The sequence below is a fragment of the Halopolyspora algeriensis genome (assembly GCF_003337235.1).
Classification (GTDB): domain Bacteria; phylum Actinomycetota; class Actinomycetes; order Mycobacteriales; family Pseudonocardiaceae; genus Haloactinomyces; species Haloactinomyces algeriensis.
Map to the genome: position 1 here is coordinate 101,464 of NZ_QPJC01000013.1, position 25,920 is coordinate 127,383.

Annotated in this window: 27 protein-coding genes; 9 read left to right on the forward strand and 18 right to left on the reverse strand. The window is 68.9% G+C overall.

The features are described from left to right. Positions 1–37: 37 nt before the first annotated feature. Complete coding sequence (locus tag DFQ14_RS17955; protein ID WP_114454472.1) at positions 38–2,668, reverse strand: polynucleotide kinase-phosphatase; 2,631 nt, start codon at positions 2,666–2,668, stop codon at positions 38–40. Next, entirely contained in the window at positions 2,665–4,065 is a 1,401-nt protein-coding gene (locus tag DFQ14_RS17960; protein ID WP_114454522.1) for a 3' terminal RNA ribose 2'-O-methyltransferase Hen1, read from the reverse strand. The genes DFQ14_RS17955 and DFQ14_RS17960 overlap by 4 nt, the downstream gene beginning before the upstream one ends. Before the next feature lie 111 nt (positions 4,066–4,176). On the opposite strand from DFQ14_RS17960, the gene DFQ14_RS17965 reads away from it, so the two are divergent. Beyond that, complete coding sequence (locus tag DFQ14_RS17965; RefSeq protein WP_114454473.1) at positions 4,177–6,264, forward strand: thioredoxin domain-containing protein; 2,088 nt, start codon at positions 4,177–4,179, stop codon at positions 6,262–6,264. 60 nt (positions 6,265–6,324) lie between these two features. Here DFQ14_RS17965 and trhA read toward each other — a convergent pair whose 3' ends face one another. Beyond that, on the reverse strand, positions 6,325–7,002 hold the full coding sequence (gene trhA, locus DFQ14_RS17970; protein WP_257233755.1) for a PAQR family membrane homeostasis protein TrhA: 678 nt from the start codon (positions 7,000–7,002) through the stop codon (positions 6,325–6,327). 119 nt (positions 7,003–7,121) lie between these two features. On the opposite strand from trhA, the gene DFQ14_RS17975 reads away from it, so the two are divergent. Next, positions 7,122–7,898, forward strand: coding sequence for an isoprenyl transferase (locus DFQ14_RS17975; protein WP_114454474.1), 777 nt, complete (start codon positions 7,122–7,124; stop codon positions 7,896–7,898). 291 nt (positions 7,899–8,189) lie between these two features. Here the strand turns inward: DFQ14_RS17975 and DFQ14_RS17980 are convergent, their stop codons facing one another. Continuing rightward, entirely contained in the window at positions 8,190–8,438 is a 249-nt protein-coding gene (locus tag DFQ14_RS17980; RefSeq protein ID WP_179951613.1) for a thiamine pyrophosphate-dependent enzyme, read from the reverse strand. 273 nt (positions 8,439–8,711) lie between these two features. Between DFQ14_RS17980 and DFQ14_RS17985 the strand changes: the two genes are divergently transcribed. From DFQ14_RS17985 to DFQ14_RS18000, 4 genes are all read left to right on the forward strand, one after another. Further along, positions 8,712–9,974 (forward strand): DUF885 domain-containing protein, encoded by a 1,263-nt coding sequence (locus tag DFQ14_RS17985; RefSeq protein ID WP_114454475.1) that lies wholly within the window; start codon positions 8,712–8,714, stop codon positions 9,972–9,974. Beyond that, complete coding sequence (locus tag DFQ14_RS17990; RefSeq protein WP_257233756.1) at positions 9,971–10,879, forward strand: PfkB family carbohydrate kinase; 909 nt, start codon at positions 9,971–9,973, stop codon at positions 10,877–10,879. The genes DFQ14_RS17985 and DFQ14_RS17990 overlap by 4 nt, the downstream gene beginning before the upstream one ends. Positions 10,880–11,318: 439 nt before the next feature. Beyond that, positions 11,319–12,557: a PhoH family protein gene (locus DFQ14_RS17995; RefSeq protein ID WP_420810194.1), complete on the forward strand. Its 1,239-nt coding sequence runs from the start codon at positions 11,319–11,321 to the stop codon at positions 12,555–12,557. 132 nt (positions 12,558–12,689) lie between these two features. Continuing rightward, positions 12,690–13,085, forward strand: a complete 396-nt coding sequence (locus tag DFQ14_RS18000) for a VOC family protein (protein ID WP_114454527.1) — start codon at positions 12,690–12,692, stop codon at positions 13,083–13,085. On the opposite strand, the gene DFQ14_RS18005 is transcribed toward DFQ14_RS18000, so the two are convergent. The 5 genes from DFQ14_RS18005 to DFQ14_RS18025 all read right to left on the reverse strand — a co-directional run bounded on the left by DFQ14_RS18005 (position 13,075) and on the right by DFQ14_RS18025 (position 15,466). Next, a complete protein-coding gene (locus tag DFQ14_RS18005; protein ID WP_257233757.1) occupies positions 13,075–13,734 on the reverse strand; it encodes a helix-turn-helix domain-containing protein in 660 nt (219 codons plus the stop codon). The two genes, DFQ14_RS18000 and DFQ14_RS18005, sit on opposite strands and share 11 nt — an antisense overlap. 79 nt (positions 13,735–13,813) lie before the next feature. Continuing rightward, positions 13,814–14,071 carry a Txe/YoeB family addiction module toxin gene (locus DFQ14_RS18010; RefSeq protein ID WP_114454476.1) on the reverse strand — a complete coding sequence of 86 codons (258 nt, stop codon included), beginning with the start codon at positions 14,069–14,071 and terminating at the stop codon, positions 13,814–13,816. Continuing rightward, positions 14,068–14,313, reverse strand: coding sequence for a type II toxin-antitoxin system Phd/YefM family antitoxin (locus DFQ14_RS18015; RefSeq protein WP_179951614.1), 246 nt, complete (start codon positions 14,311–14,313; stop codon positions 14,068–14,070). The genes DFQ14_RS18010 and DFQ14_RS18015 overlap by 4 nt, the downstream gene beginning before the upstream one ends. A gap of 89 nt (positions 14,314–14,402) precedes the next feature. Then, complete coding sequence (locus tag DFQ14_RS18020; protein WP_114454478.1) at positions 14,403–14,600, reverse strand: DUF397 domain-containing protein; 198 nt, start codon at positions 14,598–14,600, stop codon at positions 14,403–14,405. Next, positions 14,600–15,466: a helix-turn-helix domain-containing protein gene (locus DFQ14_RS18025; protein ID WP_114454479.1), complete on the reverse strand. Its 867-nt coding sequence runs from the start codon at positions 15,464–15,466 to the stop codon at positions 14,600–14,602. The genes DFQ14_RS18020 and DFQ14_RS18025 overlap by 1 nt, the downstream gene beginning before the upstream one ends. A gap of 156 nt (positions 15,467–15,622) precedes the next feature. Between DFQ14_RS18025 and DFQ14_RS18030 the strand changes: the two genes are divergently transcribed. Continuing rightward, entirely contained in the window at positions 15,623–15,820 is a 198-nt protein-coding gene (locus DFQ14_RS18030; protein WP_147275576.1) for a hypothetical protein, read from the forward strand. A gap of 94 nt (positions 15,821–15,914) precedes the next feature. On the opposite strand, the gene DFQ14_RS18035 is transcribed toward DFQ14_RS18030, so the two are convergent. The 3 genes from DFQ14_RS18035 to DFQ14_RS18045 all read right to left on the reverse strand — a co-directional run bounded on the left by DFQ14_RS18035 (position 15,915) and on the right by DFQ14_RS18045 (position 19,544). Beyond that, positions 15,915–17,354: a GuaB1 family IMP dehydrogenase-related protein gene (locus DFQ14_RS18035; RefSeq protein ID WP_114454481.1), complete on the reverse strand. Its 1,440-nt coding sequence runs from the start codon at positions 17,352–17,354 to the stop codon at positions 15,915–15,917. A gap of 159 nt (positions 17,355–17,513) precedes the next feature. Continuing rightward, on the reverse strand, positions 17,514–18,020 hold the full coding sequence (locus tag DFQ14_RS18040; protein ID WP_114454482.1) for a DUF4288 domain-containing protein: 507 nt from the start codon (positions 18,018–18,020) through the stop codon (positions 17,514–17,516). 126 nt (positions 18,021–18,146) lie between these two features. Beyond that, entirely contained in the window at positions 18,147–19,544 is a 1,398-nt protein-coding gene (locus DFQ14_RS18045; RefSeq protein ID WP_114454529.1) for a class II fumarate hydratase, read from the reverse strand. Positions 19,545–19,774: 230 nt separating this feature from the next. Between DFQ14_RS18045 and DFQ14_RS18050 the strand changes: the two genes are divergently transcribed. Then, positions 19,775–20,779 (forward strand): NAD(P)/FAD-dependent oxidoreductase, encoded by a 1,005-nt coding sequence (locus tag DFQ14_RS18050; protein WP_114454483.1) that lies wholly within the window; start codon positions 19,775–19,777, stop codon positions 20,777–20,779. 43 nt (positions 20,780–20,822) lie between these two features. Here DFQ14_RS18050 and glpX read toward each other — a convergent pair whose 3' ends face one another. Continuing rightward, positions 20,823–21,872, reverse strand: coding sequence for a class II fructose-bisphosphatase (gene glpX, locus DFQ14_RS18055; RefSeq protein ID WP_114454484.1), 1,050 nt, complete (start codon positions 21,870–21,872; stop codon positions 20,823–20,825). A gap of 196 nt (positions 21,873–22,068) precedes the next feature. On the opposite strand from glpX, the gene DFQ14_RS18060 reads away from it, so the two are divergent. Next, positions 22,069–22,671 (forward strand): DUF4245 domain-containing protein, encoded by a 603-nt coding sequence (locus DFQ14_RS18060; RefSeq protein WP_114454485.1) that lies wholly within the window; start codon positions 22,069–22,071, stop codon positions 22,669–22,671. A gap of 249 nt (positions 22,672–22,920) precedes the next feature. On the opposite strand, the gene DFQ14_RS18065 is transcribed toward DFQ14_RS18060, so the two are convergent. The 5 genes from DFQ14_RS18065 to xseA form a co-directional block, all read right to left on the reverse strand. Further along, positions 22,921–23,349: a cytotoxic translational repressor of toxin-antitoxin stability system gene (locus DFQ14_RS18065; protein WP_114454486.1), complete on the reverse strand. Its 429-nt coding sequence runs from the start codon at positions 23,347–23,349 to the stop codon at positions 22,921–22,923. Continuing rightward, positions 23,346–23,762, reverse strand: coding sequence for a prevent-host-death protein (locus DFQ14_RS18070; protein WP_114454487.1), 417 nt, complete (start codon positions 23,760–23,762; stop codon positions 23,346–23,348). The genes DFQ14_RS18065 and DFQ14_RS18070 overlap by 4 nt, the downstream gene beginning before the upstream one ends. A 95-nt stretch (positions 23,763–23,857) precedes the next feature. Next, positions 23,858–24,127, reverse strand: a complete 270-nt coding sequence (locus DFQ14_RS18075; protein WP_114454488.1) for an exodeoxyribonuclease VII small subunit — start codon at positions 24,125–24,127, stop codon at positions 23,858–23,860. Then, on the reverse strand, positions 24,124–24,573 hold the full coding sequence (locus DFQ14_RS18080) for a hypothetical protein (RefSeq protein ID WP_114454530.1): 450 nt from the start codon (positions 24,571–24,573) through the stop codon (positions 24,124–24,126). Before DFQ14_RS18080 ends, DFQ14_RS18075 begins: the two co-directional genes overlap by 4 nt. 75 nt (positions 24,574–24,648) lie before the next feature. Beyond that, complete coding sequence (gene xseA / locus DFQ14_RS18085) at positions 24,649–25,920, reverse strand: exodeoxyribonuclease VII large subunit (protein WP_114454489.1); 1,272 nt, start codon at positions 25,918–25,920, stop codon at positions 24,649–24,651.

Consider the following 25,920-nt stretch of genomic DNA (forward strand, 5'->3'; position numbering starts at 1 on the left):
CACGGTGCTCCGACTCCTGCTCGAGGAGCACACCTGTTCACAGGCGGGGGTCGACGGCGGCGGATTCGAGGGCGAGGACGGCGAAGACGCATTCGTGGAGACGCCAGAGCGGTTCACCCTCGGCCAGGCGGTCGAGGGCTTCCAGCCCCAGGGCGTGCTCGCGCAGCGCCAGGGAGCGTTTCCGGCCGAGTTGACGCTGCCGGAGCCGGTCGAGATGGCGGGGCTCGGTGTATTCGGGCCCGTAGACCAGCCGCAGGTACTCCCGTCCGCGTACCTTGACGCCGGGCTGCACGAGTCCTTTCCGCCCGCGCACACGGTTGGTGCGGGGTTTGACCACCATGCCCTCACCGCCGGCGGTGGTGAGTTCCTCCCACCACCGGGTGGCGGCGGCTGTGGATGCGGTGTCCTCGGTGTCGACGATGCGACGGCGGGTGGTGGTGAAGGTCTCCGGCGCGGCCTCGGCGAGCCGGTCGGCCACCGACAGGTGCCAGTCGTGGTCGACGTCGTGGTAGCTGCGGCCCTCGGTGGCCAGCATCTGGAAGGGGGCGAGCCGGATGCCCTCGAGTCCTTCGGTGGGCCGGCAGTACTGCTGGTAGGCCGCACGGAACCGCTCGACGTCGGCATACCGCTTCTCGGTGCGAGCGGCCAGTTCACCGACGTCCAGCCCGCGCGCTCGGGCCTGCCGCAACGCGCTGGTCGCGCTGCTCAGGGCCGACTCGGCGGCGGCGCCGGTACCGGCGTACCGGTCGCGGATGAGCTCACCGGCTTTGGCGTTCCACGGCAGGAGCTCGGTGTCGAGCAGCAGCCAGTCGCTGTCCAGCTCCTCCCACAGGTTCAGTTCGGTCACCGCCGCGTGCACGTTCTCCAGCAGGGCGGCGGTCAGTTCGGGCCCGAAGAACGACCGCCCGGTCCTGGTGTGCACCGCACCGCGAATCGCCTCGTGCGGGTCGAAGCCGAATCTGTTCGCGGCGGTGCCTGCATCCCGGCAGAGCAGCACGACAGCGCGTGAGCCCATGTGCTTTTCCTGGCAGATCAGCTCCGTCACGCCCCAGCGCCGGTAGTCGGCGAACGCCCGTTCCGGATGCTCCAGCAGGTCACCGCTGTTCGCAGTGCTGCACGGCGGCATGGTCGGCGGCAGGTACAGCAGGCGGCGCGGATCGAGGGCGAACCGGCTCATCACCTCCAGAGCGGCAGCCGACTGCTCGGCCTCGGCGGTGATTCGCCCGTGGTGGCGGGTCCGCAGGATGCGGCGTCCCGTCACGTCGCCGAGATCGAGCGTGCCGGGTTCGCGCCTCGGTGTCTGTCCGGATGTCTCGGTGTGTGCATCGCCGGGTGAGGGGTCGCCGGCTGCGGAGGAACCGGCGGCAGGGGAACCGGCGGTCCGCGCCGGTCGGACGGGCTCGCTCCAGACCTGCTGCGCGGGCATCGAGACCACCTCGTGCTCCGGGTAGCGCAGGGCGGTCAGCCTGCCTCCGAACACGCAGCCCGTGTCCAGGCACATCGTCCTGTTGATCCACTCGGGCTCGGGCACCGGCGTGTGCCCGTACAGCACGACCGCCTTCCCCCGGTAGTCCTGAGCCCACGGATACCGCACCGGCAGGCCGAACTCGTCGGTTTCACCGGTCGTATCACCGTAGAGCGCGAAGCTGCGCACGCGCCCGGAGGCGCGACCGTGGTAGCGCTCGGGCAGTCCGGCGTGGGCCACCACCAGGTTGCCGTGGTCGAGCACATAGTGCGCCACGAGGCCGTCACAGAACTCCTGTGCCCGCCGCTGGAACTCCTCGTCCTCGCCGGAGAGCTGTTCCAACGACTCCGCCAGGCCGTGCGAGACCGTGACCTTGCGGCCACGCAGTGCTTTGACCAGCTTGTTCTCGTGATTTCCCGCCACGGCCAGCGCGTTGCCGGAGGCGACCATGCCCATGGCCAGCCGGAGCACGCCCGGTGTGTCGGGTCCGCGATCGACGAGGTCGCCCAGCAGCAGCGCCCGACGCCCCTCGGGATGTTCGGCGTCGATCGCCCGCCCCGCCTCGTCGCGGTGCAGCCGGTAACCGAGTTGGCCCAGCAATGTTTCCAGCTCGCTGCGGCAGCCGTGGACATCGCCGATGACGTCGAACGGGCCGGTCTCTGCGCGCCGGTCGTTGAACAGCCGGTCCCACCGGATTTCGGCGGTGTGCACCTCGGACTCGTCCCGCAGCACGTGCACCCGCCGGAACCCTTCGCGCTGCAAGGACTTCAGCGACCGATGCAGGTCCTTGCGCTGCCGCCGGACGACCTCCGCGCCGAACGTCCGGTCGGTACGGCCCGCGTTGCGCCGAATGCACACCGACTCCGGCGGGTCGAGCACGATCGCGACCGGAAGCACGTCGTGCTCGCGCGCCAGCCGGATCAGCGCGTCCCTGCCGTGCTTGTGCACGTTCGTGGCGTCGACGACGGTGACCAGTCCGGCGGCGAGCCGTTTGCCCGCGATGTAGTGCAGGACGTCGAAGGCGTCGTCGGTGGCGTTCTGGTCGTTCTCGTCGTCGGAGACCATGCCCCGGCAGCGGTCGCTGGAGAGCACCTGCGTTGCGCGGAAGTGCTCGGCGGCGAAGGTGGACTTGCCCGAACCCGACGCCCCGATCAGCACCACCAGCGACAGGTCCGGCAGATCGAGGATGCGGTTGTCGTTCATGATCGGGCGTCCTCGCTGTTCGCATCGGTACGGGCGGACTCGGCACGGGTGAACACCGCCAGCTGGGTCGGGTGGCCGAGTTCGGGATCGTGTTCGCCGACGCCGTCGAGCTCCGGCACATAGCCGAACCGTTCCGCGACTCGCTCGACCCATGCCGCGAACTGTGCACGGTCCCACTCGAACCGGTGGTCCGGATGCCGGTAAGCACCTGCCGCCAGATTCGGGTACCGGACGTTGTACTCCGCGTTGGGGGTGGTGACCAGCACCGTTTCCGGGCGGGCGTGGCCGAACACGGCATGTTCCATCGCGGGCAGACGCGCGAGATCGAGGTGTTCGACGACCTCCATGAGCACCGCCGCGTCGTGCCCGATCAGGGTGGAGTCGGTGTAGGTCAGGGCCGACTGGCGAAGCCGCACGCACCGACGTTTGCGTTCGGGCATCCGCTCCAGTCCGAGCTTGCGCTCGGCGGCGCCGAGACCGCCCGTGGACACGTCGACGCCGAGGATTTCGGTGAACGCCGGATCCTCGAGCAGATCACCCACCAAGCGGCCGTCCCCGCACCCGAGATCGACCACGCTGCGCGCCCCTGCTGCCCGGAGACGTTCCAGGACGGCCGATCGGCGCTGCGCTGCCAGCGGCCGGCCGGAGTCCTGGTGTGGTTCGGGCCCGGAATCGGGATCGGCCAGTTGCGCGAGCGCACTGTCGACCAGGGTGCGTGCGTGGGCGAGGTAGCGACGGCTGATCAGCTCCCGTTCGGGGTGCGAGACCAACCAGTCACCTCCGGCCCGCAGCAGCTTGTCGACCTCCTCCTCGGCGACCCAGTAGTGTTTCGCGTCGTCCAGCACCGGCAGGAGGACGTAGAGCTGGTTGAGTGCCTCGGCCAGCGGTAGGTCTCCGCTCAGGTTCAGCTCGACGCAATCGACCCGTCCCCACTCCGGATCGGTCAGGGGTCGAGTTTCGACGTGCCAGCCGAGGGGGGCGAACAGCCGCTCCGGCAGTTCCGGATCGCCCCCGTCGGGCACGGCGGGCAGGTGGATGCGCAACGGGATCGGCTGTCGCACCAGCTCCGGGCGTGCGTCACAGCGACCGTTCAGTGCCGTCCGGAACACCTTGCCCAGCGCCACGGCCAGCAACGAGGAGGCGACATAGGGCCGATCGTTGACGTAGGCACCGAGGGCCCAACCGCTCGAGCGGCGGGCGTGTCGGGCGAGATCGATCGGGTCGATCTCGAGCAGGAGCGCCGCCGTGCACTCCGCGGCATCGGCACGTGGATAGAAAACATGCGCCGTACCGGCCGTGACCTCGAAGCACTGGAGTCGTTCGGGATGTTTGTGCAGCAGGAATCCGAGGTCGGTCGCGGGAAGCGATCCCAGGGTGGTGCTCAGTGTCAACAGCACGGCGACCAGGATGCCTCGAATGGTCCACCGGACGCAGCCGGTTTCCCGCATCCGCTCGTGGTCGGGCACTCGGCAGGACGTGGCGCAGGCCGGAGTGGGACGCTTGTGGGTATGGCACAGCGGCTTGCAGAGGCAACCAGCCCGTACCTGCTCCAGCACGCCGACAACCCCGTCGACTGGTTTCCCTGGTCACAGGAGGCGTTCGACGAGGCTCGGCGCCGTGACGTGCCGGTGCTGCTGTCGGTCGGTTATGCCGCCTGCCACTGGTGCCACGTCATGGCGCACGAGTCCTTCGAGGACCCCGAGATCGCTGCCGTGATGAACGAGCACTTCGTCAACATCAAGGTCGATCGGGAGGAACGTCCCGACGTCGACGCGGTCTACCTCGAAGCCACGCAGGCCATGACGGGCCAGGCGGGCTGGCCCATGACCTGCATCCTGACCCCGGAGGGCGAACCGTTCCACTGCGGGACCTACTACCCGTCGGCGCCGCTGCACGGTATGCCCTCGTTCCGGCAGCTGCTCGACGCCGTCGTACGTGCGTGGTCCGAACGCGGTGACGAGGTCCGGCAGGGTGCGGCCAAGGTGGTCGAGCAGCTTGCCGGACAGCGCGGCGCGCTGCCGGAATCCGTGCTCGACGCCGAGGTCATCGCATCGGCCGTGCAGACCCTGCACGGGGAGTTCGACTCCCGGACGGGTGGCTTCGGCGACTCGCCCAAGTTCCCCCCGTCGATGGTCCTGGAGTTCCTGCTGCGCCACGACGAACGCCTCGCTGCCGGGGACGGCGACCGGGACACCACCGCCTGGGACATGGCCGTGGCGACGTGCGAGGCGATGGCCCGGGGTGGCATCTACGATCAGCTCGCGGGCGGATTCGCGCGCTACAGCGTCGACGCCGACTGGGTCGTGCCGCACTTCGAGAAGATGCTCTACGACAACGCGTTGCTGCTTCGTGCCTATGCCCATCTGGCGCGGCGGCAGTCGCAGGCCGTCTCCTCGTCCGAGGAAGAAGCCCCGCCCGGGAGCGAGTCCTCCGAGCGTGTGCCGGTACTGGCCGAACGGGTGACCCGCGAAACCGCCGAGTTCCTGCTGCGTGAACTACGCACTCCCGAAGGCGGATTCGCGGCCTCGCTCGATGCCGACACCGACGGTGTCGAGGGGCTCACCTACGTCTGGACACCGGCTCAGCTGCGCGAGGTACTCGGCGAGGCCGATGCCGAGTGGGCCGCCGAGCTGCTCGCGGTGACCGAGGCCGGAACGTTCGAGCGTGGTGCTTCGACCCTGCAACTTCGCCACGATCCGGACGACTGGCAACGCTGGCTCCGGGTGCGCGAGAGCTTGCATGCGGCACGGTTGCAGCGCCCGCAGCCCGCCAGGGACGACAAGGTCGTCACCGCGTGGAACGGCATGGCGATCACCGCTCTGGTCGAGGCTTCCTCGGTGCTGGACGAGCCGGAATGGCTGCGGGCCGCCGAGCAGGCCGCCACTCTGCTGCTCGAGGAGCACTACAGTGGTGGGCGGCTGCGCAGGAACTCCCGTGCGGGCACGGCCGGGCCCGCGGTAGGGGTGCTGGAGGACTACGGCTGCCTGGCCGAGGGGTTGCTCAGCCTGCACCAGGCCACTTCCGCGCAGCGGTGGCTCGAGGTCGCCTGCGAGCTGCTGGACACCGCGCTGGAGCAGTTCGCCGACACCGACAATCCCGGCGCCTTCCACGACACCGCCGCCGACGCCGAGACGCTGGTGCGCCGGCCGTCGGACCCCACCGACAACGCCAGCCCCTCCGGGGCGTCGTCGTTGACCTCGGCGCTCGTCACGGCCTCCGCCCTGGCGGGCGAGGGACGGGCACTGCACTACCGCCAGGTCGCCGAGCGGGCTTTCGCGCGTGCGGGCTTGATCGCACAGCGAGCACCACGCTTCGCGGGGCACTGGCTGGCCGCCGCCGAGGCGCTGCAGCACGGGCCGCTGCAGATCGCCGTTGCCGGCGACGCGGACAGCGATCGCGCGTCCCTGCTGCGCGCCACCCGGCGATACGCCCCGGGCGGGGCGGTGGCGGTGGCCGGGCAACCGGAGGAGACCGGTGTGCCGCTGCTGAAGGGCAGGCCGCTGGTCGACGGGGCCGCTGCGGCGTACGTGTGCCGTGGCTATGTCTGTGACCGTCCGGTCACCACTGCCGGGGAGCTCGTCGCGGCCCTGCGGTGAGGCCCCCCACATTGAATGAGCCGGCTGGCTTGTCCAGGGGGTGTGCTGGTGACCCCGCGTTCACGAGTACAGGGCGAGCCAGATCGCGACGTGATGGCAGATCGCGGCCAGGGACACCGCGGAGTGGAAGAACTCGTGGTAACCGAAGGTGGCGGGCCAGGGATCGGGTCTGCGCACCGCGTAGAAGATCGCACCGGCGGTGTAGAGCGCTCCGCCGGCAAGCAGCAGCACGAGAGCCGCCACCCCGGCGTTGGCCAGCAGGTCGGGCAGGACGAATACGGCCACCCAGCCGAGCGCGATGTAGACCGGCACGCCGACCCAGCGCGGCCCGTTCGGCCAGGCCAGCTTGAGCACGACACCCGCCAGCGCGCCGCCCCAGACCACCGCGAGCACGAGTGCGCCGGTCGTCGGCTGCATGGCCACCATCGCCAGTGGTGTGTACGTGCCGGCGATGAACAGGAAGATCATCGAGTGATCGAGCCTGCGCATCCATGTTCGCGCACCGAGGGTTGCCCAGGTCTTGCGGTGATACAGCGCGCTGACCCCGAACAGCCCCAGCACCGTGGCGACGTAGACCGAGGTTCCGAGCGCGGCCCGAGCGGACACCGTGGTGGCGGCCAGTGCGATGAGCGTGGCTCCTGCCGCGCACGCGACGACCAGGGACCAGAAGTGAATCCAACCCCGCAGCCGGGGCTTGCTCGGGGCCTCGGGCCGGTCGGAGGAGATCACCGTAGTCACGCCTCGAGACTACGGGAGCGCCGATCGGTCGGCACGCACCCTGCGGTGATATGCGTGTCACTGCTACAGATCCCAGGGAGTCGCTGCGCCTCGTCGGAGCCCGCGTACTCTCGTGGGGCGTGGCGCTCAAGGTCCGGTTGCGGGAACTGATCTACGATCTCTACGAGCGGCGGCTGCGTCGCCAGCTCGCTGGTGCCCCGCGTCCCAAACATGTCGGGGTGATCCTCGACGGCAACCGCCGGTGGGCCAAGGAAGCCGGATTCGATGCCGACTACGGCCACCGCGCCGGTGCGCGCAAGATCGCCGACTTCCTCGGCTGGTGCCGGGAGGCCGATGTCGATGTGGTCACGCTCTGGCTGCTGTCCACGGACAACCTGAGCCGTTCCAGCAGGGAGGTCGACTCCTTGCTGGAGATCATCGCCGGGGTGGTCGAGGAAATCACCCAGCCGAGCAAGCCGTGGCAGGTCCGGATCGTCGGCGCACTGGACCTGCTTCCGACGGAGATCGCCGCTCGGGTCTCGGCCGCGGCGCTGCGCACGGAAGGGCGTACGGGGATGCAGGTCAACGTGGCGGTCGGATACGGCGGACGCCGCGAGATCGCCGATGCCGTGCGCAAGTTGCTGCAGCAGCATGCCGAGGCGGGCACGACCATCGAGGAACTGGCCGAGGTCCTCGATGTCGACCACATCGCCGAACACCTGTACACCTCCGGTCAGCCGGATCCCGAACTGCTCATCCGGACCTCCGGGGAGCAGCGGCTGTCCGGTTTCATGCTCTGGCAATCCGCGCACTCGGAGTTCTGGTTTTGCGAGACGTACTGGCCGGCATTCCGGCGCGTGGACTTCTTGCGCGCCCTGCGCAACTTCGCCACGCGGCATCGGCGCTTCGGGTCCTGATCGAGTGAAAGTGGCCGGATCCGGATTTTGTCCGGTCGGCCGCGCTGTCGGCTCCGGGAACGGCAAAAGACCACGGGGAGTTTCCGAATTGTTCGAGTCCTTTCACGCTGCTGCGTGATCGTCGACGGTTCTCCGGCGCCGTGTATCGGGAAGGATTCCGCATTGCGCATCGGATCCTCGAAGAGATTTCCCGAATGGATGAACAGGGGCGCCGGAAGTGCGGTTCCGGCGCCCCTGGCGCGCTCTGTCGGGCCGTGTCGTCACAATTCCCCGACGCCCGGCCCGTTCGGGTCAGCCCTTGGCGGAGGGGTGGTCCACGATCGGGGCGTTGACGCACTGATTCGCCTGACCCGAGAAGATCGGCACGACGGCACCCAGCACGGCAATGTTGTTTCCGCAGGCCTGCACCGGCAGGACACTGAGGTTGTTGTCGTTGAGGATGTTGATGCCGTCGTTGTCGTGGGTGTCGGCGTTGGCGACGGGAGCCAGCGCGAGCAGGCCGGCGACGGTGCCACCGAGGACAGCTGACTTCTTCAGCACTTGTTCGCTCCTTGTTGGTACGGGTGATGCGAATTCGGTGTTCCTTCAGATGAGTAACCCCAGTGAAGACACCATGATCGCACTTGACGCGAAACCTACACATGTCCATGCCGAAGAGAAAGCTGCCTAACACCATTGTGTGGTTTGCGGATTATTCCCTCAAGCTTCTTGCCGGAGTTTCCCGGCGATCGTCGTTCTGTCGCCGCCTTTCGAGTGCGTTGCGCAAGACAGAACAACTGGGGCCCGGCGGCGCGGCGTCGTATCGTCCGGGGTATGGACGCGCGCACGCTCGTCACCGAGTACTTGCTGCTCGGTCTGCGCTTCGACCGGCTCGCTGCGGGATTCGTCGACTGCTACACCGGGGATCCCGAACTGCGCCGGAGAGTGCGCGACGAACCACGGCCCGACCCGGCACGGCTGGTGACGGCAGCGGAACGGTTACGTGCGGCCCTGGCCGAGACCGACCTGGCCGAGACCGACCCCTGCCCCGGGGTGCTGCCCCGGCAGCGCCGGACATTCCTGGATGCGCAACTGGCCGCCCTGGAATGCTCCGGTCGGATCCTGGCAGGGGAGCGCATTTCCTTCCGCGCGGAGGTGGAGGCCTACTTCCAGATCCCCATCGAACCCGGTGACCGGGACTCCTACCGGCAGGCACACGCCGAACTCGCCGAGGCTCTCCCCGGTCGCGGCCCGCTGCACGAACGGCTCGCCGCCGCCCGCGAGGCCGAGTGTGTGCCCGCCGAGAAGCTCGACCCCTGTGTGCGGGCTCTGTCCGAGGCGCTGCGCACCCGGGTGCGCGGGAGCTTCGCTCTTCCCGCGCAGGAGCACGTCGAGTACCGCGTCGTGACCGGTCGGCCGTGGAGCGGGTTGCACAGCTACCTCGGTGACTACCGGTCGCGGGTCGCCGTCAACGCCGACTCGCCGCACCGGGTGGCGAGCCTGACCCAGTTGATCGCGCACGAGGCCTACCCCGGGCATCACACGCAGCATTGCCGCAGGGACGGTCGCTCCCCGGATGGGACGTCACCGGGCCGGGGGAGCGAGGAACGGACCCTGTCCCTGGTGAACACGCCGCAGTGCCTGATCTCCGAAGGGCTTGCCGATCTCGGACTGCACGTGGCGCTCGGTCCCGGGTGGGGGGAGTGGGCGGCGGAGGTCCTCGGCGACCAGGGCCTGCATCCGCAAGGAGCACAGGTCGAACGGCTGGTGGAGATACTCGATCGGCTCCGGCCGGTGCGGCAGGATGCGGCGTTGATGCTGCACGAGCAGGCAGCGGACGAGTCCGAGGTCACCGACTACTTGCAGCGCTGGCTGCTGATCCCGCGAGAGCGAGCCCGTCGGATGGTCGATTTCCTGGCACATCCCCTGTGGCGGGCCTACACCAGCACCTACGTGGAGGGCTACCGGCTGCTGCGCTCCTGGTTGCACGCCCGAATGCCTGCGGCTGCGCCGGAGGAGCGGTACCGGCGGTTGCTGGACGAGCCTCTCGTGCCGCAGAGCCTGCGTGCGGAGCTGGCAGGCGGGAGGCATGCGTGACACCGCCACGGGTGCTGTGCGCCGGACTCGCCACGCTCGATCTCGTCCAGCGTGTCGAGGAGTTTCCCGGCCCGGACGAGAAGGTCACCGCACTGGACGCGGGCCTGCTCGCGGGTGGTCCCGCCACCGGGGCGGCACTGGCAGCGGCCGCGCTGGGCGCGCGGACGAGACTGCTCACCTCGCTGGGGCGGCACCCCCTGGCCGAGGTGGTCCGCGAAGAGCTCGCCGACCACGGCGTGGAACTCGCCGACACCGACCCGCACAGCGAGGTGCCACCGCCGGTGTCGGCCGTATCCGTCCGGGACGGCACCGGCGAACGCCGCGTCGTCGCCCGGAACGCCGCGGGACGCCGGACCGGACCGGCGGAACCGCTGCTGGACGCGCCGGTGGCCGACGTCGTGCTGCTCGACGGTCACCATCCGGAACTCGCCGTGGCCGCCGCGACGTATGCACGCAGACACCGGATCCCGGTCCTGCTGGATGCCGGAAGCTGGAAACCCGTGCTCGACGAACTGCTTCCCGACGTCGATGTGGTGATCTGCTCGGCGGATTTCCGTGCTCCTGCGACCACCGGGACCACCGAGCAGGGGCCGGTGCTGATGGATCGAGGTGTCCGGGCCGTCGCCGTCACACGAGGCGGTGATCCGGTGCTGTGGTGGCGCGACGATGCGGGCCGTGCGGGTGAGATCCCGGTTCCGCCCGTGACGCCCGTGGACACCACGGGTGCGGGGGATGTCTTCCACGGTGCGTTCGCTCGCGCGATGGCGTCGATGTCCTGGTTCGAGCGATTCCCCGACGCCCTCGACTTCGCCGCGCGGGTGGCGGCGAGCCGGGTCGCTTCACCCGATCGGCGGAGTTGGTTCGCTTCGCTGCGGGAGCGCAGTGACCTGCTGTTGTGGGAATGAATTCCGTTGCCCACCCGGTTTCGCCGATACCCTGCCCGCCGGAAGCGAGCATGCGTGGGCTACGTGGCGTGCAGGTGACGATCTGTTGAATCACCTGTGTGGCTGCCTGTTCGCAGTGCTGTGTCACGGGTAGCGTCCGCAGGTGACGGGCCGTGCCCTATGCGGTCCGTCCGGGGAGGCCCTGACCGTGGCTGCAGGCAGGATCGGACGGTTCCCCGGCACCGGTCCGGCCTCAGGCGGTGAGGGCGGCCCGGCCCGCCGACGAGCGGACGTGGTCGACCACGCCCGCGAGGGAGTAGCCGTGACCACACGACGTTCCCAGCCTCAAGCGGAAACCTCACCCCAGGACCTCGGTGGCGAACCGAGCCCCTCCTCCGGCAGCACCGAGATACGCACCTATGTGCTCGATACGTCGGTGCTGCTGTCGGACCCGTGGGCGATGACCCGCTTTGCCGAGCACAGCGTGGTCCTGCCGCTGGTGGTGATCAGCGAACTGGAGGGCAAGCGCCAACATCCCGAGCTCGGCTGGTTCGCCAGGGAGGCCCTCCGCGGCCTCGACGAACTCCGGACGCATCACGGCCGGCTCGATCAGCCGGTTCCGGTGGGTGAGCACGGAGGTCACCTGCATGTCGAGCTGAACCACTCGGACCCGCAGGTGCTGCCTTCCGGTTTCCGCACCGACTCCAACGACGCCCGGATCCTCGCGTGCGCGCTGAACCTCGCCGCCGACGGGCATGCGGTGACCCTGGTGACCAAGGACATGCCGATGCGGGTCAAAGCCGCCTCGGTGGCGTTGGAGGCCGAGGAGTATCGAGCCCAGGACGTGATCTCCTCCGGCTGGACGGGCACGGCCGATGTGGACGTGCCGCCGAACTCCGTGGACACGTTGTTCAAGCAGGGGACGGCCGATCTCGACGAGGCCAGGGATCTCCCCCCGAACACGGGACTGCGCCTGCTGGCGGGCTCGCAGAGCGCGCTCGGCCGGATCACCGCGGACAAGCAGGTCAAGCTGGTGCGCGGCGACCGTGAGGCATTCGGGCTGCACGGCCGGTCGGCCGAACAGCGGATCGCGCTGGACCTGTTGCTCGACCCCGAGGTCGGGATCGTGTCACTGGGTGGGCGTGCCGGAACCGGCAAGTCGGCGCTCGCGCTGTGTGCGGGCCTGGAGGCGGTGCTGGAACGCGGGCAGCACCGCAAGGTCATGGTGTTCCGCCCGCTCTACGCGGTCGGCGGGCAGCAGCTGGGCTACTTGCCGGGCAGCGAGGACGACAAGATGCAGCCCTGGGCGCAGGCGGTCTACGACACGCTGGGCGCACTGGTCAGCCAGAACGTGCTCGACGAGGTCATCGACCGCGACATGCTCGAGGTGCTGCCGCTGACCCACATCCGGGGCCGCTCGCTGCACGACTCGTTCGTGATCGTCGACGAGGCCCAGTCGCTGGAACGCAACGTGCTGTTGACGGTGCTGTCCCGGCTCGGGGCGAACTCGCGGATGGTGCTCACCCACGATGTGGCGCAGCGGGACAACCTGCGGGTCGGCCGCCATGACGGGGTGGCCGCGGTCATCGAGAAACTCAAGGGGCATCCGCTGTTCGCGCACATCACGCTGACGCGTTCGGAGCGTTCACCGGTGGCGGCCCTGGTCACCGAGATGCTGGAAGGGGAGTTCACGCCCTGACCGGGTGTTTGAGGTAGGCGGTGGGCGAGCTTCCCGAAGCTGTCCACCGCCATACCGGTCGGTTCGAGTCCCGATCGCGGCGTGTCCGATTCGTTCAAGGCGCGGGCCCTGTCCGGCTTCTACGGTTCACCCATGACGATGCAATTCAGTGCTGTGGGCCTGGTCGCCGACGACATGACGGCGACGCTGGCTTTCTACCGGTTGCTCGGCCTCGACATCCCGACCGAGGCCGACGCCGAACCGCACGTCGACGTGATCCTGCCGGGTGGGGTGCGGCTGATGTGGGACTCCGCCGAGACGGTGCGCTCGGTCGATCCCACATGGACACCGCCGTCCGGTGGGCACCGGGCGGCGTTGGCCTTCGACTGCGGATCGCCGTCCGCGGTGGACAGCGCGTACGCCGAGATCACAGCGGCGGGCTACGACGGGCACCACGAGCCGTGGGATGCCTTCTGGGGCCAGCGCTACGCGACCGTGCTCGATCCCGACGGCAACCCCGTGGACCTGTTCGCGGCCCTCACGACGTGACCAGTGCCGTGAAGCTCGCCCCGGCCAGGTCCCGGGTCTCCCGGATCAGGTGGGCCTGATCGGCGTAGCCGGCGTGCGCGGCGATCTCCGCGCCGGCCAGTCCCGATTCGGCGAGGCGGAGTGCGGCCCGCAAGCGCAGGATCCGCGCCAGCGTTTTCGGGCCGTACCCGAACCGTCGCAGACTGAGGCGGTGCAGCTGCCGTTCGCCCAGGTTCACGTGGTCGGCGACCGTGGACACCGACGCGCCCCCGCGGAGCAGCCCGACGATCGCCGTTGTTCGCGAGTCCTGTATGGCGTTCGGGTGCGACAGGGCGAAGGACTCCAGCACACGTCCGGGATCGGCTGCTTCGACGACTCGTTCGACGAACGCTCTCGTCCGGTCGTCACCCACGACCTCGGTCAGCGGCACGAGGGTGTCGCGCAGTTCGGCGGCGGGAACTCCCAGCAGATCGGGTAGGAATCCCGGCGGAAAGCGCAGACCGACGTAGCGGTCACCCACGTTTCCGTGCACTTCGTACGGGCGCGTGTCCGGGCCGGCGACGACGATCTCGCCGCCTGCCCGGATCAGGTCCATGCACCCGTCGGGCAGCACGCGACCCGATCCGGTGATCGTCGCCTGCCACACGACCGCATCGGGACCACCGACCACCGCTGTTCGTACATGCTCCGAGTGTGCCGGACACGTCCGACACGGTTGGTGACACTCACCATCGTGTGGGTTCAATTGGTTACTGGTAGTGGTAGCGGGCTTGCAGAACTACGATGTCGTCGCCGTCGACCAGGTAGACAAGTCGGTGCTCTTCGCTGATACGTCGAGACCAGCTTCCTGCGAAGGCGTGGCGCAATGGCTCGGGTTTGCCGATACCGTCGAACGGGTCGCGGAGGACGTCATCGAGCAGTCGGTTGATGCGCTTGAGGGTTGCCCGGTCGGCGGTGAGCCAGTGTTTGTAGTCTTCCCACCCGTTCGGAGTGAAGACAAGCCTCATCGCGACAGCGGGTGTTCGTGACGCTCACCGCCGCGTGCCTGGGCAAAGCTTTCCAATAGACGACGAGCGTTGGCCGGGGACCGCAACAGGTGGGCGGTCTCCTCCAGTGCTTCGTAGTCTTCGCGCGAGACCAGAACCGCATCGCCGCGCCGAGAGTTGATCTCCACGGGAGTGCGGTCGTTGTTGACCTGTTCAATGAGCGGGAACAGGTTCTTGCGGGCTTCGGACGCGGTGATCGCCATCATTACCTCCAAGTGGTACAAGAAATGGTACCACTTTGTTTTTCGTGTGGCGATCCTCCTCGGCGGCCGGCCTTACGGTCCCAGCCCGGTCAGCGCCGTGTGTCGAAGTCGCCGTGCTTGGTGCGGTCGAGGAAGGCGCGCCACGTCCGAGGTGTGAAGGAGAAGGTGTCGCCGTCGGGGTCCTTGGAGTCGCGGACTCCGATACCCGTGCCGGTGATCCGGACCTCCACGCAGTTGTCGCTGGCGCCGGAGCTGCGGCTGCTCTTGAACCAACCCGTGTCCACCATCAGACCTCCTCGAGAAGTCGTTCAACCCACACTGTCGAGTCGGCAGGGCTCATCGCGAGTTCGCGTATCCGCTCGAACAGTCGTGACAATGCTTCGGTGTCCGCTTCCCCGTCGAGATAGACGGACGGTCCGTAGAGCACAGAAGAGAAGGCTACCGGTGCGCTTTCGCCCATGAAACCGAAGACGGTGAAACCTCCACCGAGAGCAGGAGTGATGGTTGCCTGCCTCGGCAGGACCTGCACCGAGGGACCATTTTGTCGGCGCATCAGCGACAGAACATGGTCGAGTTGTTCCTTCTTGAGTTCGGGGCTTCCCGGCATGGATCGGAGTGCCTCGTCCGTCACCACGATACGTATGTTCTGTGGTCCGTCCGTTCCCAACGTCCTGGCCTGGCGCTCCATACGGAAAGTCACCCGATCCTCGAACTCGGCTTCCGAGGACTTCGGCAAGATGCCGTCCCAGTCATTGACCACGGCACGTATGTAGCCGGGCGACTGAAGCAGGCCGGGGATGATGCTGGGTTCGTAGCTGTTGATCTCGCCGGCGCTGGCTTCCAGGTCGGCGAACCGCTGGTAGGCGCGCGGTAGCACATCGGTGTAGGGGCGTCGAGGTTGGCGCTTGCGTGCCTCGGCGGCCAGGGCGAGAACGGTTTCGCGTTCCTCGCCGGTGACACCGTAGAGATCCAGCAGTGCGGCGAGATCGTCGGAGGAGACCGTGCTCTTGCCCTCTTCCAACTCGGCGATGCGGGATCGCACCTTGCCGAGTACGTCGGCGGCCTCTTGCCGGGACTTGTCCGCGCTTGTTCGTAGGCGTTGCAGCGCGAGTCCCAGTTGTCGACGCTCCAGCGTCTGACGCACCCGGCCCACTGGTGACCTCCTTGCCGCGCATGATCGACGACTGTCACCCGATCAGTGCATTTCTAGGTCCGGTATCGGATCCTAGTCTCAATACAAATCCGATATCGGACTTACGCTTCGGCTTTCGCCGCCAACCTTAGCCAGCCACACCGAAGGGGTGTGATCATGAGTTTGTACGCGCAGTCCGGAGTGTCCGTCGAGTCCTACGTCGAGATGCGGCCGGGGGTGTCGGTGCGCTGCGAGGTGGATCGCCTCAACGATCAGGCGACGCTCTCGTTCGGCGCCCGCGAGGACTTCATGCTCCTGCTGGACCGCAACGCCCTGGTACAGCTCGTGGACCTGGGCACCAGGGCGATCGGGTGAGCTCGACGCACCCGGGCCCGATCCGGCGCTGTGAGAGCTCCGGCTCCGGGCCCGCGAGGCGCCGGACCTCCGGGGGCCGAACCGCGCGGGCTCCTCACCAGCCCGCGGGCAGCGGGCGTCCCTCGGCGAAACCCGCGGCGGACTGGATGCCGACCAGCGCACGCTCGTGGTACTCCGCCAGGCTCCGGGCGCCCGCGTAGGTGCACGACGAGCGCAGCCCGGAGGTGATCTGGTCGAGCAGGTCCTCGACACCGGGATTCTGCGGGTCCAGCTTCATCTGCGAGCTGGAGATGCCCTCCTCGAACAGGGCCTTGCGTGCCTGGTCGAACGCGCTGTCGGTGCGGGTGCGGGCGGTGACCGCGCGCTTGGAGGCCATCCCGAAGGATTCCTTGTAAGCGCGACCGTGCTCATCACGTTGCAGGTCGCCCGGCGACTCGTAGGTGCCCGCGAACCACGAACCCACCATCACCGACGCCGCTCCGGCCGCCAGCGCCAGCGCGACGTCGCGCGGATGCCGGATACCACCGTCGGCCCAGACGTGCTTGCCGAGCGCCTTGGCCGCGGCGGCGCACTCGGCGACCGCGGAGAACTGCGGCCGGCCCACACCGGTGGCCATGCGGGTGGTGCACATCGCGCCCGGCCCGACCCCGACCTTGATGATGTCGGCCCCGGCCTCGGCGAGGTCGCGAACGCCCTCGGCGGTGACGACGTTGCCCGCCACCACCGGCACGCTCGGATTCACCGATCGGACGGCGTGCAATGCGGAGATCATCTTCTCCTGATGACCGTGCGCGGTGTCGACGATCAGCGTGTCGACCCCGGCCTCCAGCAGGGATGATGCCTTCGCCGCGACGTCACCGCTGACCCCCACGGCCGCGGCGATGCGGAGCCTGCCCTCGGCGTCCAGGGCAGGCGTGTAGATCTCGTTGCGCAGCGCGCCCCGGCGGGTCATGACTCCGGCCAGGCATCCCGAGCCGTCGACCGCCAGAGCGATGCCCTTGGCCTGCTGGTGCAGGCTCTCGAACACCTCCCGCGGCTTGGTCTCCAACGACAGAACGACCGGTTCGCGGTCGGCGACCTCGCCGACGCGGGCGAAGCGGTCCACACCCGTGCACGCGGCCTCGTCCACCACCCCCAGCGGATGGCTGTCGTCGTCGACGATCACCACGGCACCGTGGGCACGCTTGTGCAGGAGGTTGATCGCGTCGGCCACCGCGTCGCCCTCGTGCAGCACCAGCGGGGTGTCCCAGACGAGGTGGCGGGACTTGACCCAGGAGACGATCTCGGCGACCGCCTCGGGCGCCACGTCCTGCGGCAGCACCACCAGCCCGCCCCTGCGGGCGACGGTCTCGGCCATCCGGCGACCGGCCACGGCGGTCATGTTGGCGACCACGATCGGCAAGGTCGTGCCCGAGCCGTCGCTGGTGGCCAGGTCGACGTCGAAGCGGGACTCGACACCGGACCGGCGGGGAGCCAGGAAGACGTCGTCGTAGGTCAGATCGGTGGCGGGCTGCTGGTCGTTCAAGAACTGCACGAGAGTCCAGGATACCGGTTCTCGCCACGCTCGTCCCACCTCCGGTGCCCGCCTCGTCGACGTAGGCGGCGGAGAACACCGGAGAGTATCAGCGCAAACATCAGTTCGAGATCACGTTCGGCCACCCGTTCGTGTGGTCAGCGCCGGAACCGCGTTGCCCTACGGCTCCTCGCCGCCGAGGTGGGGTTCGAAGGAGTGGTAGCCGGAGTAGTTGCGGAAGATCCGGCTGTAGAGTTCGGAGCCGTCGTCGAAGGTCGCGTCCTCGACCTGCTTGACCTCCAGCACGTGCTTGAGCTTCCAGCTCACCAGCCGGTGGTTCTCGTCGGAGTAGCTGACCTCGTGCTGCTTGCCGTACTCCCGTGCCTTCTCCCGGGCCTCGTCCTCGGACTCGGCGGTGAGCAGGACGAACGACTCCTCGTAGAGCGGCTCGTAGTCGGGCGCGTCCGAGCTGGATTCGATCAGGACCACGGCCACGTAGGGCTCGGGGTCGGCGGTGGCGAACACGCCGCCGCGCTGCTCGTGCGGATCGATGGTGCCCGACCCGATGTTGATCGAACGCTGTTGCTCGCCGGCGAGTTCCCCGGCGAGCTCGTCGGGAAGGTCGCCGGTGTCCGGCTCGGAGGGGGGCGTCTGTGAGGGGTCCGACCCGCTGCCGGGGGTACTCATGATTCCACTGTCTCACCCGGGCCCGTGAGCACGCGCGGGTGGCCGGTGCGCTCCGGCGCGCGGAGGCGAGTGAACGGACCGTTCGTTTCTTCTGTCCGGGCGAACGGTCCGTTCACTCGGTATGTGTCACCGGCCGGGGCGGGCCATGTCGAGCACGTCCAGTGCGGTGTCGAGCTGTTCGAGGGTCAGCTTGCCGGAATCGACGTGACCGCGATCCAGCACGACCTCGCGGATGGTCTTGCGCTCGGAGAGCGCCTGCTTGGCCACCGAGGCGGCTTCCTCGTAGCCGATGTAGCGGTTGAGCGGGGTGACGATCGACGGTGAGCCCTCGGCGTACTCGCGAGCACGCTCGGTGTCGGCCTGCACCCCGGCGAAGACCTTGTCGGCCAGCAGCCGCGACACGGCGGACAGCAGGCGCGTCGACTCGAGCACGTTGCGGGCGATGACCGGCAGGTTGACGTTGAGCTGGAAGTTGCCCGCCGAACCCGCGAAGGACACGGCCGCATCGTTGCCGACGACCTGCGCCACGACCTGGTGCGTGGCCTCCGGGATCACCGGGTTGACCTTGCCCGGCATGATCGACGAGCCCGGCTGCAGGTCCGGCAGCGCCAGTTCGGCCAGGCCGGTGCGCGGTCCCGAGCCCAGCCAGCGCAGGTCGTTGGCGATCTTGTTCAGGCTCACCGCGACCGTGCGCAGGTTGCCGGAGGTCTCCACGACACCGTCCTGGGCGGCCTGCGCCTCGAAGTGGTTGCGGGCCTCGGTCAGCGGCAGTTCGGTGACCCGCGCCAGCTCCTCGGAGACCGAGGCACCGAAGCCCTCGGGGGCGTTGAGCCCGGATCCCACGGCGGTGCCGCCGATCGGCAGCTCGCCCAGGCGCCCCAGCCCGGCACGCAACCGCTCGACGCCGAAGCGCACCTGGGCCGCCCAGGCGCCGGCCTCCTGCCCCAGGGTGATCGGCACGGCGTCCATCAGGTGAGTGCGCCCGGACTTGACGACCTCGGCCCACTCGGCCGCGCGACCCTCGATCACCTCGGCCAGATGCTCCAGCGCCGGGACGGCGTCGGTGAGCACGGCCTCCGTCGCGGCGATGTGAATCGTGGTCGGGAAGGTGTCGTTCGACGACTGCGAGGCGTTGACGTGGTCGTTGGGGTGCACGTCACGCCCGAGCGAGCGGGTGGCCAGCGTGGCGATGACCTCGTTGGCGTTCATGTTCGACGAGGTCCCGGACCCGGTCTGGAACACGTCGATCGGGAAGTGGTCGTCGTGATGCCCCTCGGCGACCTCGTCGGCCGCGGCGGCGATCGCCTCGGCCAGGTCGGTGTCGAGCACACCGAGCCGTCCGTTCACCCGGGCGGCAGCAGCCTTGAGCAGCCCCAGAGCGCGGATCTGGGCGCGCTCCAGTCCGCGGCCGGAGACGGGGAAGTTCTCCACGGCACGCTGGGTCTGCGCCCGGTACAGGGCGTCGGCGGGCACCCTGACCTCACCCATGGTGTCGTGTTCGATCCGGTAGTCCTGTTCGGTCATGGCGAAAGTGTGGACCGTCGACCGGCGGCAAGTCAGTATGGGTTGCACCACGTGCGTGTCGATCACGCGTCGGAATGCCGGTCACCGGGCGCGGCATGGGATCCGGGCACCGCCGGGTATCGCCGATACGGGCTACTGCGCTGCCCTTCGCCGAGCTGAGGGCTACGCCGCAGGCGTGCGGACAGCTAGCCTGAGGTCGATGTCACACCCGACCGGGAAATGGATGACTCATGACTGCTGACGCGGTGACGGACAAGCCGGTCTCCGAGGAGGTCGACCTACTCGTGGTGGGCGCCGGGCCGACGGGCCTGTTCGCCGCGTACTACGCCGGATTCCGGGGTCTGTCGGTGGCGGTGCTGGACTCGCTGCCCGAGCCCGGTGGTCAGGTGACCGCCATGTACCCGGAGAAGATGATTTTCGACGTGGCCGGGTTCCCCGAGGTGCGGGGACGGGATCTCGTCGCCGGCCTGGTCGAGCAGGCGAGCCAGTACGACCCCACGTACCTGCTGGGGCGCCATGCCGCCGGGCTCTCCGAAGTGGATGGCGGCTTGCTGGTGGAGACGAGTGAGGGCGCCACGGTGCGCACCGGGGCGGTGTTGATCACCGCCGGGATCGGGGAGTTCAACCCGCGCCCGCTGCCCGCCGGTGACGGCTGGGTCGGCCGCGGCGTCGTGCACTTCATCCCCGAGCTCGCCGCCCACAAGGGACACGACGTGGTGGTGGTCGGAGGTGGGGATTCGGCCTTCGACTGGGCGCTGGCGCTGCACCCGGTGGCGCGCAGCATCACGCTGGTGCACCGGAGGGCCCGCTTCCGGGCGCAGGCCGGTCTCGTGAGCAAAGTCGAGGACCTCGGGATTCCGCTGATCACCGAGGCCGAGATCGCCGAGATCAACGGTGACGACACCGGTGTGCACGAGGTCGTCGTGAACCTCGCGGACGGGCAGTCGCGCACCCTGCCCGCGCAGACCGTGGTCGCCGCGCTCGGGTTCACCGCCGACCTCGGAGCGATCGAGTCGTGGGGACTGGAGCTGGACAAGCGCACGATCCGGGTGGACACGACGATGCGGACCAACCGGGAGCGCATCTACGCGGCGGGGGACGTCGCCACCTATACCGGCAAGGTCAAGCTCATCGCCACCGGCTTCGGGGAGGCGGCCACCGCGGTGAACAACATCGCGGTGGCTCTCAACCCCAAGGCGCGCCTGTTTCCGGGCCACTCCACGGACAAGGGGTGATCCCGCCCTCCGCAGGCGGCACGGTGAGCCGCCTGCGGAGGCCTCAGGGAAGCATCCCCTGGCGGGCCGGAACCTGGCCGGTGTCGAAGTCGACATCGGAGTACTCACGCAGCTTGCCCAGCTTGTGGGAACCCTCGATCAAGCGGACCGTCCCGGACTTCGACCGCATCATGAGCGACTGGGTGGTGGCACGGTTGGCGCGGTAGTGCACGCCGCGCAGCAGGGCCCCGTCGGTGATTCCGGTGGCGCAGAAGAAGACGTTGTCCCCGCTCACCAGGTCGGAGGTGGTCAGCACCCGGTCGAGGTCGTGGCCTGCCTGCTTGACCTGCTCCCGCTCTTCGTCGTCCTTGGGCCACAACCGAGCCTGGATCTCCCCGTCCATGCACTTCAGCGCGCAGGCGGTGATGATGCCTTCGGGGGTACCGCCGATACCCATGAGCATGTCCACGCCGCTGTCCGGCCGGGCCGCCGCGATGGCTCCCGCGACATCACCGTCGGAGATGAACTGGATCCGGGCGCCTGCCTCCCGCACCTCGGAGACCAGGTTCTCGTGGCGGGGCCGGTCGAGGATGCAGACCGTCACATCCGCGACGTCGATGTGCTTGGCCTTGGCCACCCGGCGGACGTTCTCCCCCACGGGGGCGCTCAGGTCGACGAGCCCGGCAGCCTCCGGCCCGACGGCGAGCTTTTCCATGTAGAACACCGCCGACGGGTCGAACATCGCGTGCCGCTCGGCGACCGCCAGCACGGCCAGCGCGTTCGGCATCCCCTTGCTCAGCAAGGTGGTGCCGTCGATCGGGTCCACGGCGACGTCGCACTCCGGACCGTTGTGGTTGCCGACTTCCTCACCGTTGAACAGCATCGGCGCCTCGTCCTTCTCGCCTTCGCCGATGACCACGACACCGCGCATCGACACCGTGCCGATGAGCTTGCGCATGGCGTCGACTGCCGCGCCGTCCCCGGAATTCTTGTCGCCGCGGCCGACCCAGCGGCCGGAGGCCATCGCCGCGGCTTCGGTGACCCGGACCAACTCCATGGCCATGTTCCGGTCCGGAGCCTCCATGCGGGGACTTTCGGTGCTGGATGTGTTCATGGCGCCTCCCGGTGGCGAGCAGGGATCGTGGTGACTCGGTACTGGCGAGTCCCGGGCGGTGGCCGACGGCCCTTGCCGACCACCGCGCCTGGTTGGTGCGGATCTTTCCAGATCCACGTGGCCCGGGGCGGAGCCGCGTGGTCGAGACCACTCCCGTGCGGCCGGCCGGAGCGCGTGCCACGCCGTGAGTGAGAGCATGAGGGGCGTGACCCAGCAGCGCAACCAGCAGGCGGCAGGGGTGCGGCCGACCCATCCCGTGCGGTCGATGCTGTTCACGATGCTGCCATTGGCACTGATCGTTCTCGGCATCGCAGGCATCACCGGCCAGTGCTCGTTCAGTCCGCTGGGGCCCTCCACCGAACCGGGCTCGGCTCCCACGGTCGACGCGAGCGCGGAATTGCGCCGGGCGTCCGCCCGGGTCGACTTCCCGGTGGTCGAGCCCCGGCTGCCTTCGGGATGGCGCGCCAACTCCGCCGATGTGGGCAGTGTCGAATCCGGTACGCAGGCAGTGCGGGTGGGCTGGCTGACCGGGGGAGCGCACTACATGCGCCTGTCGCAGTCCCCGGCCGCGGAGGCCGAGCTGGTGGCGTTCGAGACCGGGCGTACCCCGCGTGCCCAGGGGGTGGTTCGGGCAGCGGACACTCGCTGGGTGGTGTACGACAGCGTGCGCACGGAGAAGGCCTGGGTCGCCGAGCGCGACGGAGTGCGCCTGCTCATCACCGGTAGCGGCACCGAGCAGGAGTTCCGCATCCTGGCCCGGTCGGCCCTTTCGGCGCCGGTCGTCACCCCGCAGCGCTGACGCGGACCTCGTTTCCCGGCGAGTCCGTACCGGTTATGCCGGTGGGCCGCACAGGCCGTCGGGTAAGCGGCGTCAGCCGCTTGCTTTCCGCGTACGCAGCCGGCGTGCCCCCGCGGGGTCTCCGGCACAGCCTCGCGAGGACAGTGCCGACGTGATGTAGCAACCTACCTGATGTCGGGGCTACCGCAGCGAGGCGACGCCGGAGGTTCCGCCACCCGCATCGCGGCCCGAGCCGACCCGTGTAACCGTTTAGCTCCCCTCGAACCAGTATTGGTTGACCCGGGCCACCGCCTGCTCCTTGCTCAGTGCCTTGACCTCGGATTCGGAGAGCCCGACACGATTGATGAGCAGGTATACCAGCACCGGGGGGAGCGCTTCCGCGACCGATCGAGGCACTCCCCGGTCGGGTAGTACGCCCTCGTCGACGCACGCCCGGAACTCCGTTTCCGAAACCTGAAGTTGATCGGCGAGGATGTGTTGCCACAGGGCAGGGCCGTAGTGGGTGCCGCCCTGTGGCGGATGGGAGATCCGCGTGCGCAGGACGCGCCCGTCGGGGAGGGCGAGTTCGTAGGTGACGTGCCGAGTGCCTGCCCCGGTGCGCACATCCCGCAGAGGCTGCCAGCCTTCGGCGCGGCAGAATCGTTCGTGGTCGGTGCGTGTGGGCTGCGGACGGTTCACTCCGGGGTCCCCACCAGCCATTCGCGTAGCTGGGAATCGTTGCTGAGTTCGATCAGTTGCACCAGTCCCCAGTTGTCCCGGTGCTGTGGCGAATCGAGCAGGTGCTCCTGCCAGTCGGTGGCGTACTCGCGCAGAGCGGAGATCATCTCCTCGACCGTTTCGTCGAAGGAGGGGCCGTCCGCGGCGACGGGGTGCCCGGGCAGGAACATGGACCACCCCGATTCCTCGGGGATCACCTGCGCGCGGGCCGTGGTGGTGGCCGCGAGGAAACGTCGCAGCCGCTCACTGTCGATGACCGCTGCGGTGCTGGTGTCCCGGCGCACCGTGGCCACCTGGCCCTTCTCGGCCGCATCGAGCAGATCCTTCAAGTGCGTGCGTGCATCGGTGTAGCTGTCGTAATGCACTGCGGACATGACGCCTCCCTGATTCGATTCCGATTTTCCGTCGGAATGCCAAGTACGTCAAGTACGCTACGTACATTGTGAAGCACGGAGCGGAACGCCGGCGTTCACTCCTGCTCGTCCGTTTCCACCGAAGCAAGAGCACGGTCGACACGTTCCCGCGCGCCGGCAAGGTGGCGCTCGCAGGCGGCAGCCAGAGCCTCGCCGCGCTCCCACAGCGCCAGCGAGTCCTCCAGGGAAAGACCGCCCGCCTCCAGTTGCTGGACCACCTCGGTCAGTTCGTCGCGGGCTTGCTCGTAGCCGAGACGAGCCACCTCGGGATGCGCGGCCTCGGGATCGAACCCGCCTTCCGGACGGTCGTGTTCACTCGTGCTCACGGGATGGGATTCTCCAACCTGCTCGGGACGGACACCATCGCCGTGGCGATCGCCTGGTCATAACCGACGAACGCCTCGGCGAACTCGGCACCGTCGCCCTCACGCACGGCATCGTGGATACGCAACTGCGTCTCGGCGACCCTACGCCGGTGAGCGGCACCGTGGCCGCACCACCATCGGGTACCGACATAGAGCGAGATCGATTCGGCCAGTGCGCGCAGCCGGGCGGGCATGTCCCGGCGCTCCGGTGATTCGCAACCACCCAGCAGCGCCATCCAGCACCCCGCGGCCGTGGTGTTGGCTTCCTCGGCGCGCCGCCGTACCGCGTGGGCCCCCGGTCGTCCCGCCGGACCACTGGCGGCGATGCCGGTGAGGCCCGTGGCCGCCGATCTGGTGACCGCCACGGTCAGCGGGAGGAAAGTGGGTTCCTGATCCGGGTGCGGCACCACGAACCTCCGTGCTCGAATCCTTGCGGAGCCCGGCGCTTGTCGTGGGCTCGACTCCGTTTCAGCCATGCGAGTCTAGGATGCCGAGCGAGGCTCCTCGGCGATCTGTGACTCGCCCGACTCCTCCCGGTCGGGTGAAACGACCGCGTACACCGACCCGTCGGAGACGCGCACGCGCAGTCGCGTTCCCGGCCCGGCGTCGTCGACCGACCGCACCACCGAGGGACCGTGCTCGCTCATGCGTTGCACGATCGCGTAGCCGCGAGTAAGGGTGGCCGCCGGACCGAGGGCCGTCAAGCGTGATCGCGTCGCAGCGAGCCGATGCTGCTCGGCGCTGACCTCCGCGAGCACCGCCCGGCGGGAACGCTCCCGGAGTACGTCGATCTGTTCGGCCCTGCGTTCCAGCGGTCCGATCGGATCGGCCAGCGCGGGCCTGCTCCGCACCGTGTCGAGCCACCGGCGTTCGCGTTCCACCCAACCCTGCAGTGCCCGGCGTGCACGGTCCCGGAACTGGTGGATCCGCTGGGTTTCCTCGGCCACGTCCGGGACCACTCGCTTGCCCGCGCCGGTGGGGGTGGAGCAGCGGACGTCGGCGACGTGGTCGAGCAGCGGGGAGTCCGGTTCGTGCCCGATCGCGCTCACGACCGGAGTGCTGCAGGCCGAGACCGCTCGGCACAGCGCCTCGTCGGAAAACGCCAGCAGGTCCTCGACACTGCCACCGCCACGCGCCAGCACGATGACGTCGACGTCGGGATCGCGGTCCAGTTCGTCGAGCGCGTCCAGGATCTGGGGGACGGCCGTGGAGCCCTGTACGGCGACGTTGCGCACGGCGAAGCGCACCGCCGGCCAGCGCAGCCGTGCGTTGCTGAGCACATCGTGCTCGGCTGCCGAAGCACGGCCGGTCACCAGCCCGATCCGGTTCGGCAGGAACGGCGGTTCGCGTTTGCGGGCGGGATCGAACAGGCCCTCGGCCCGGAGAAGTTGCCGGAGGCGCTCGATCCTCGCCAGCAGTTCACCCACCCCGACGGCGCGGATCTCGTCGACCCGCAGGCTCAAGGTGCCACGCCCCACGTAGAAGGAGGGCTTGCCGTGCACGACCACGCGGCTGCCGTCGGTCAGGGGCGGGTCCATGTTCCGCAGCAGTGTCGATGAGCAGGTCAGGGTCAGCGACACGTCGGCCGACGGGTCGCGCAGGGTCAGAAACGCCGTCGCCGCACGGGGGCGCGCCGAGATCTGGGTGATCTGTCCCTCCACCCAGATCGCGCCGAGGCGGTGGATCCAGTCGGCGATCTTGCGGGAGACCGTGCGTACCGGCCACGGTTCTTCGGGGCTTGTCGGGGAAGTCAG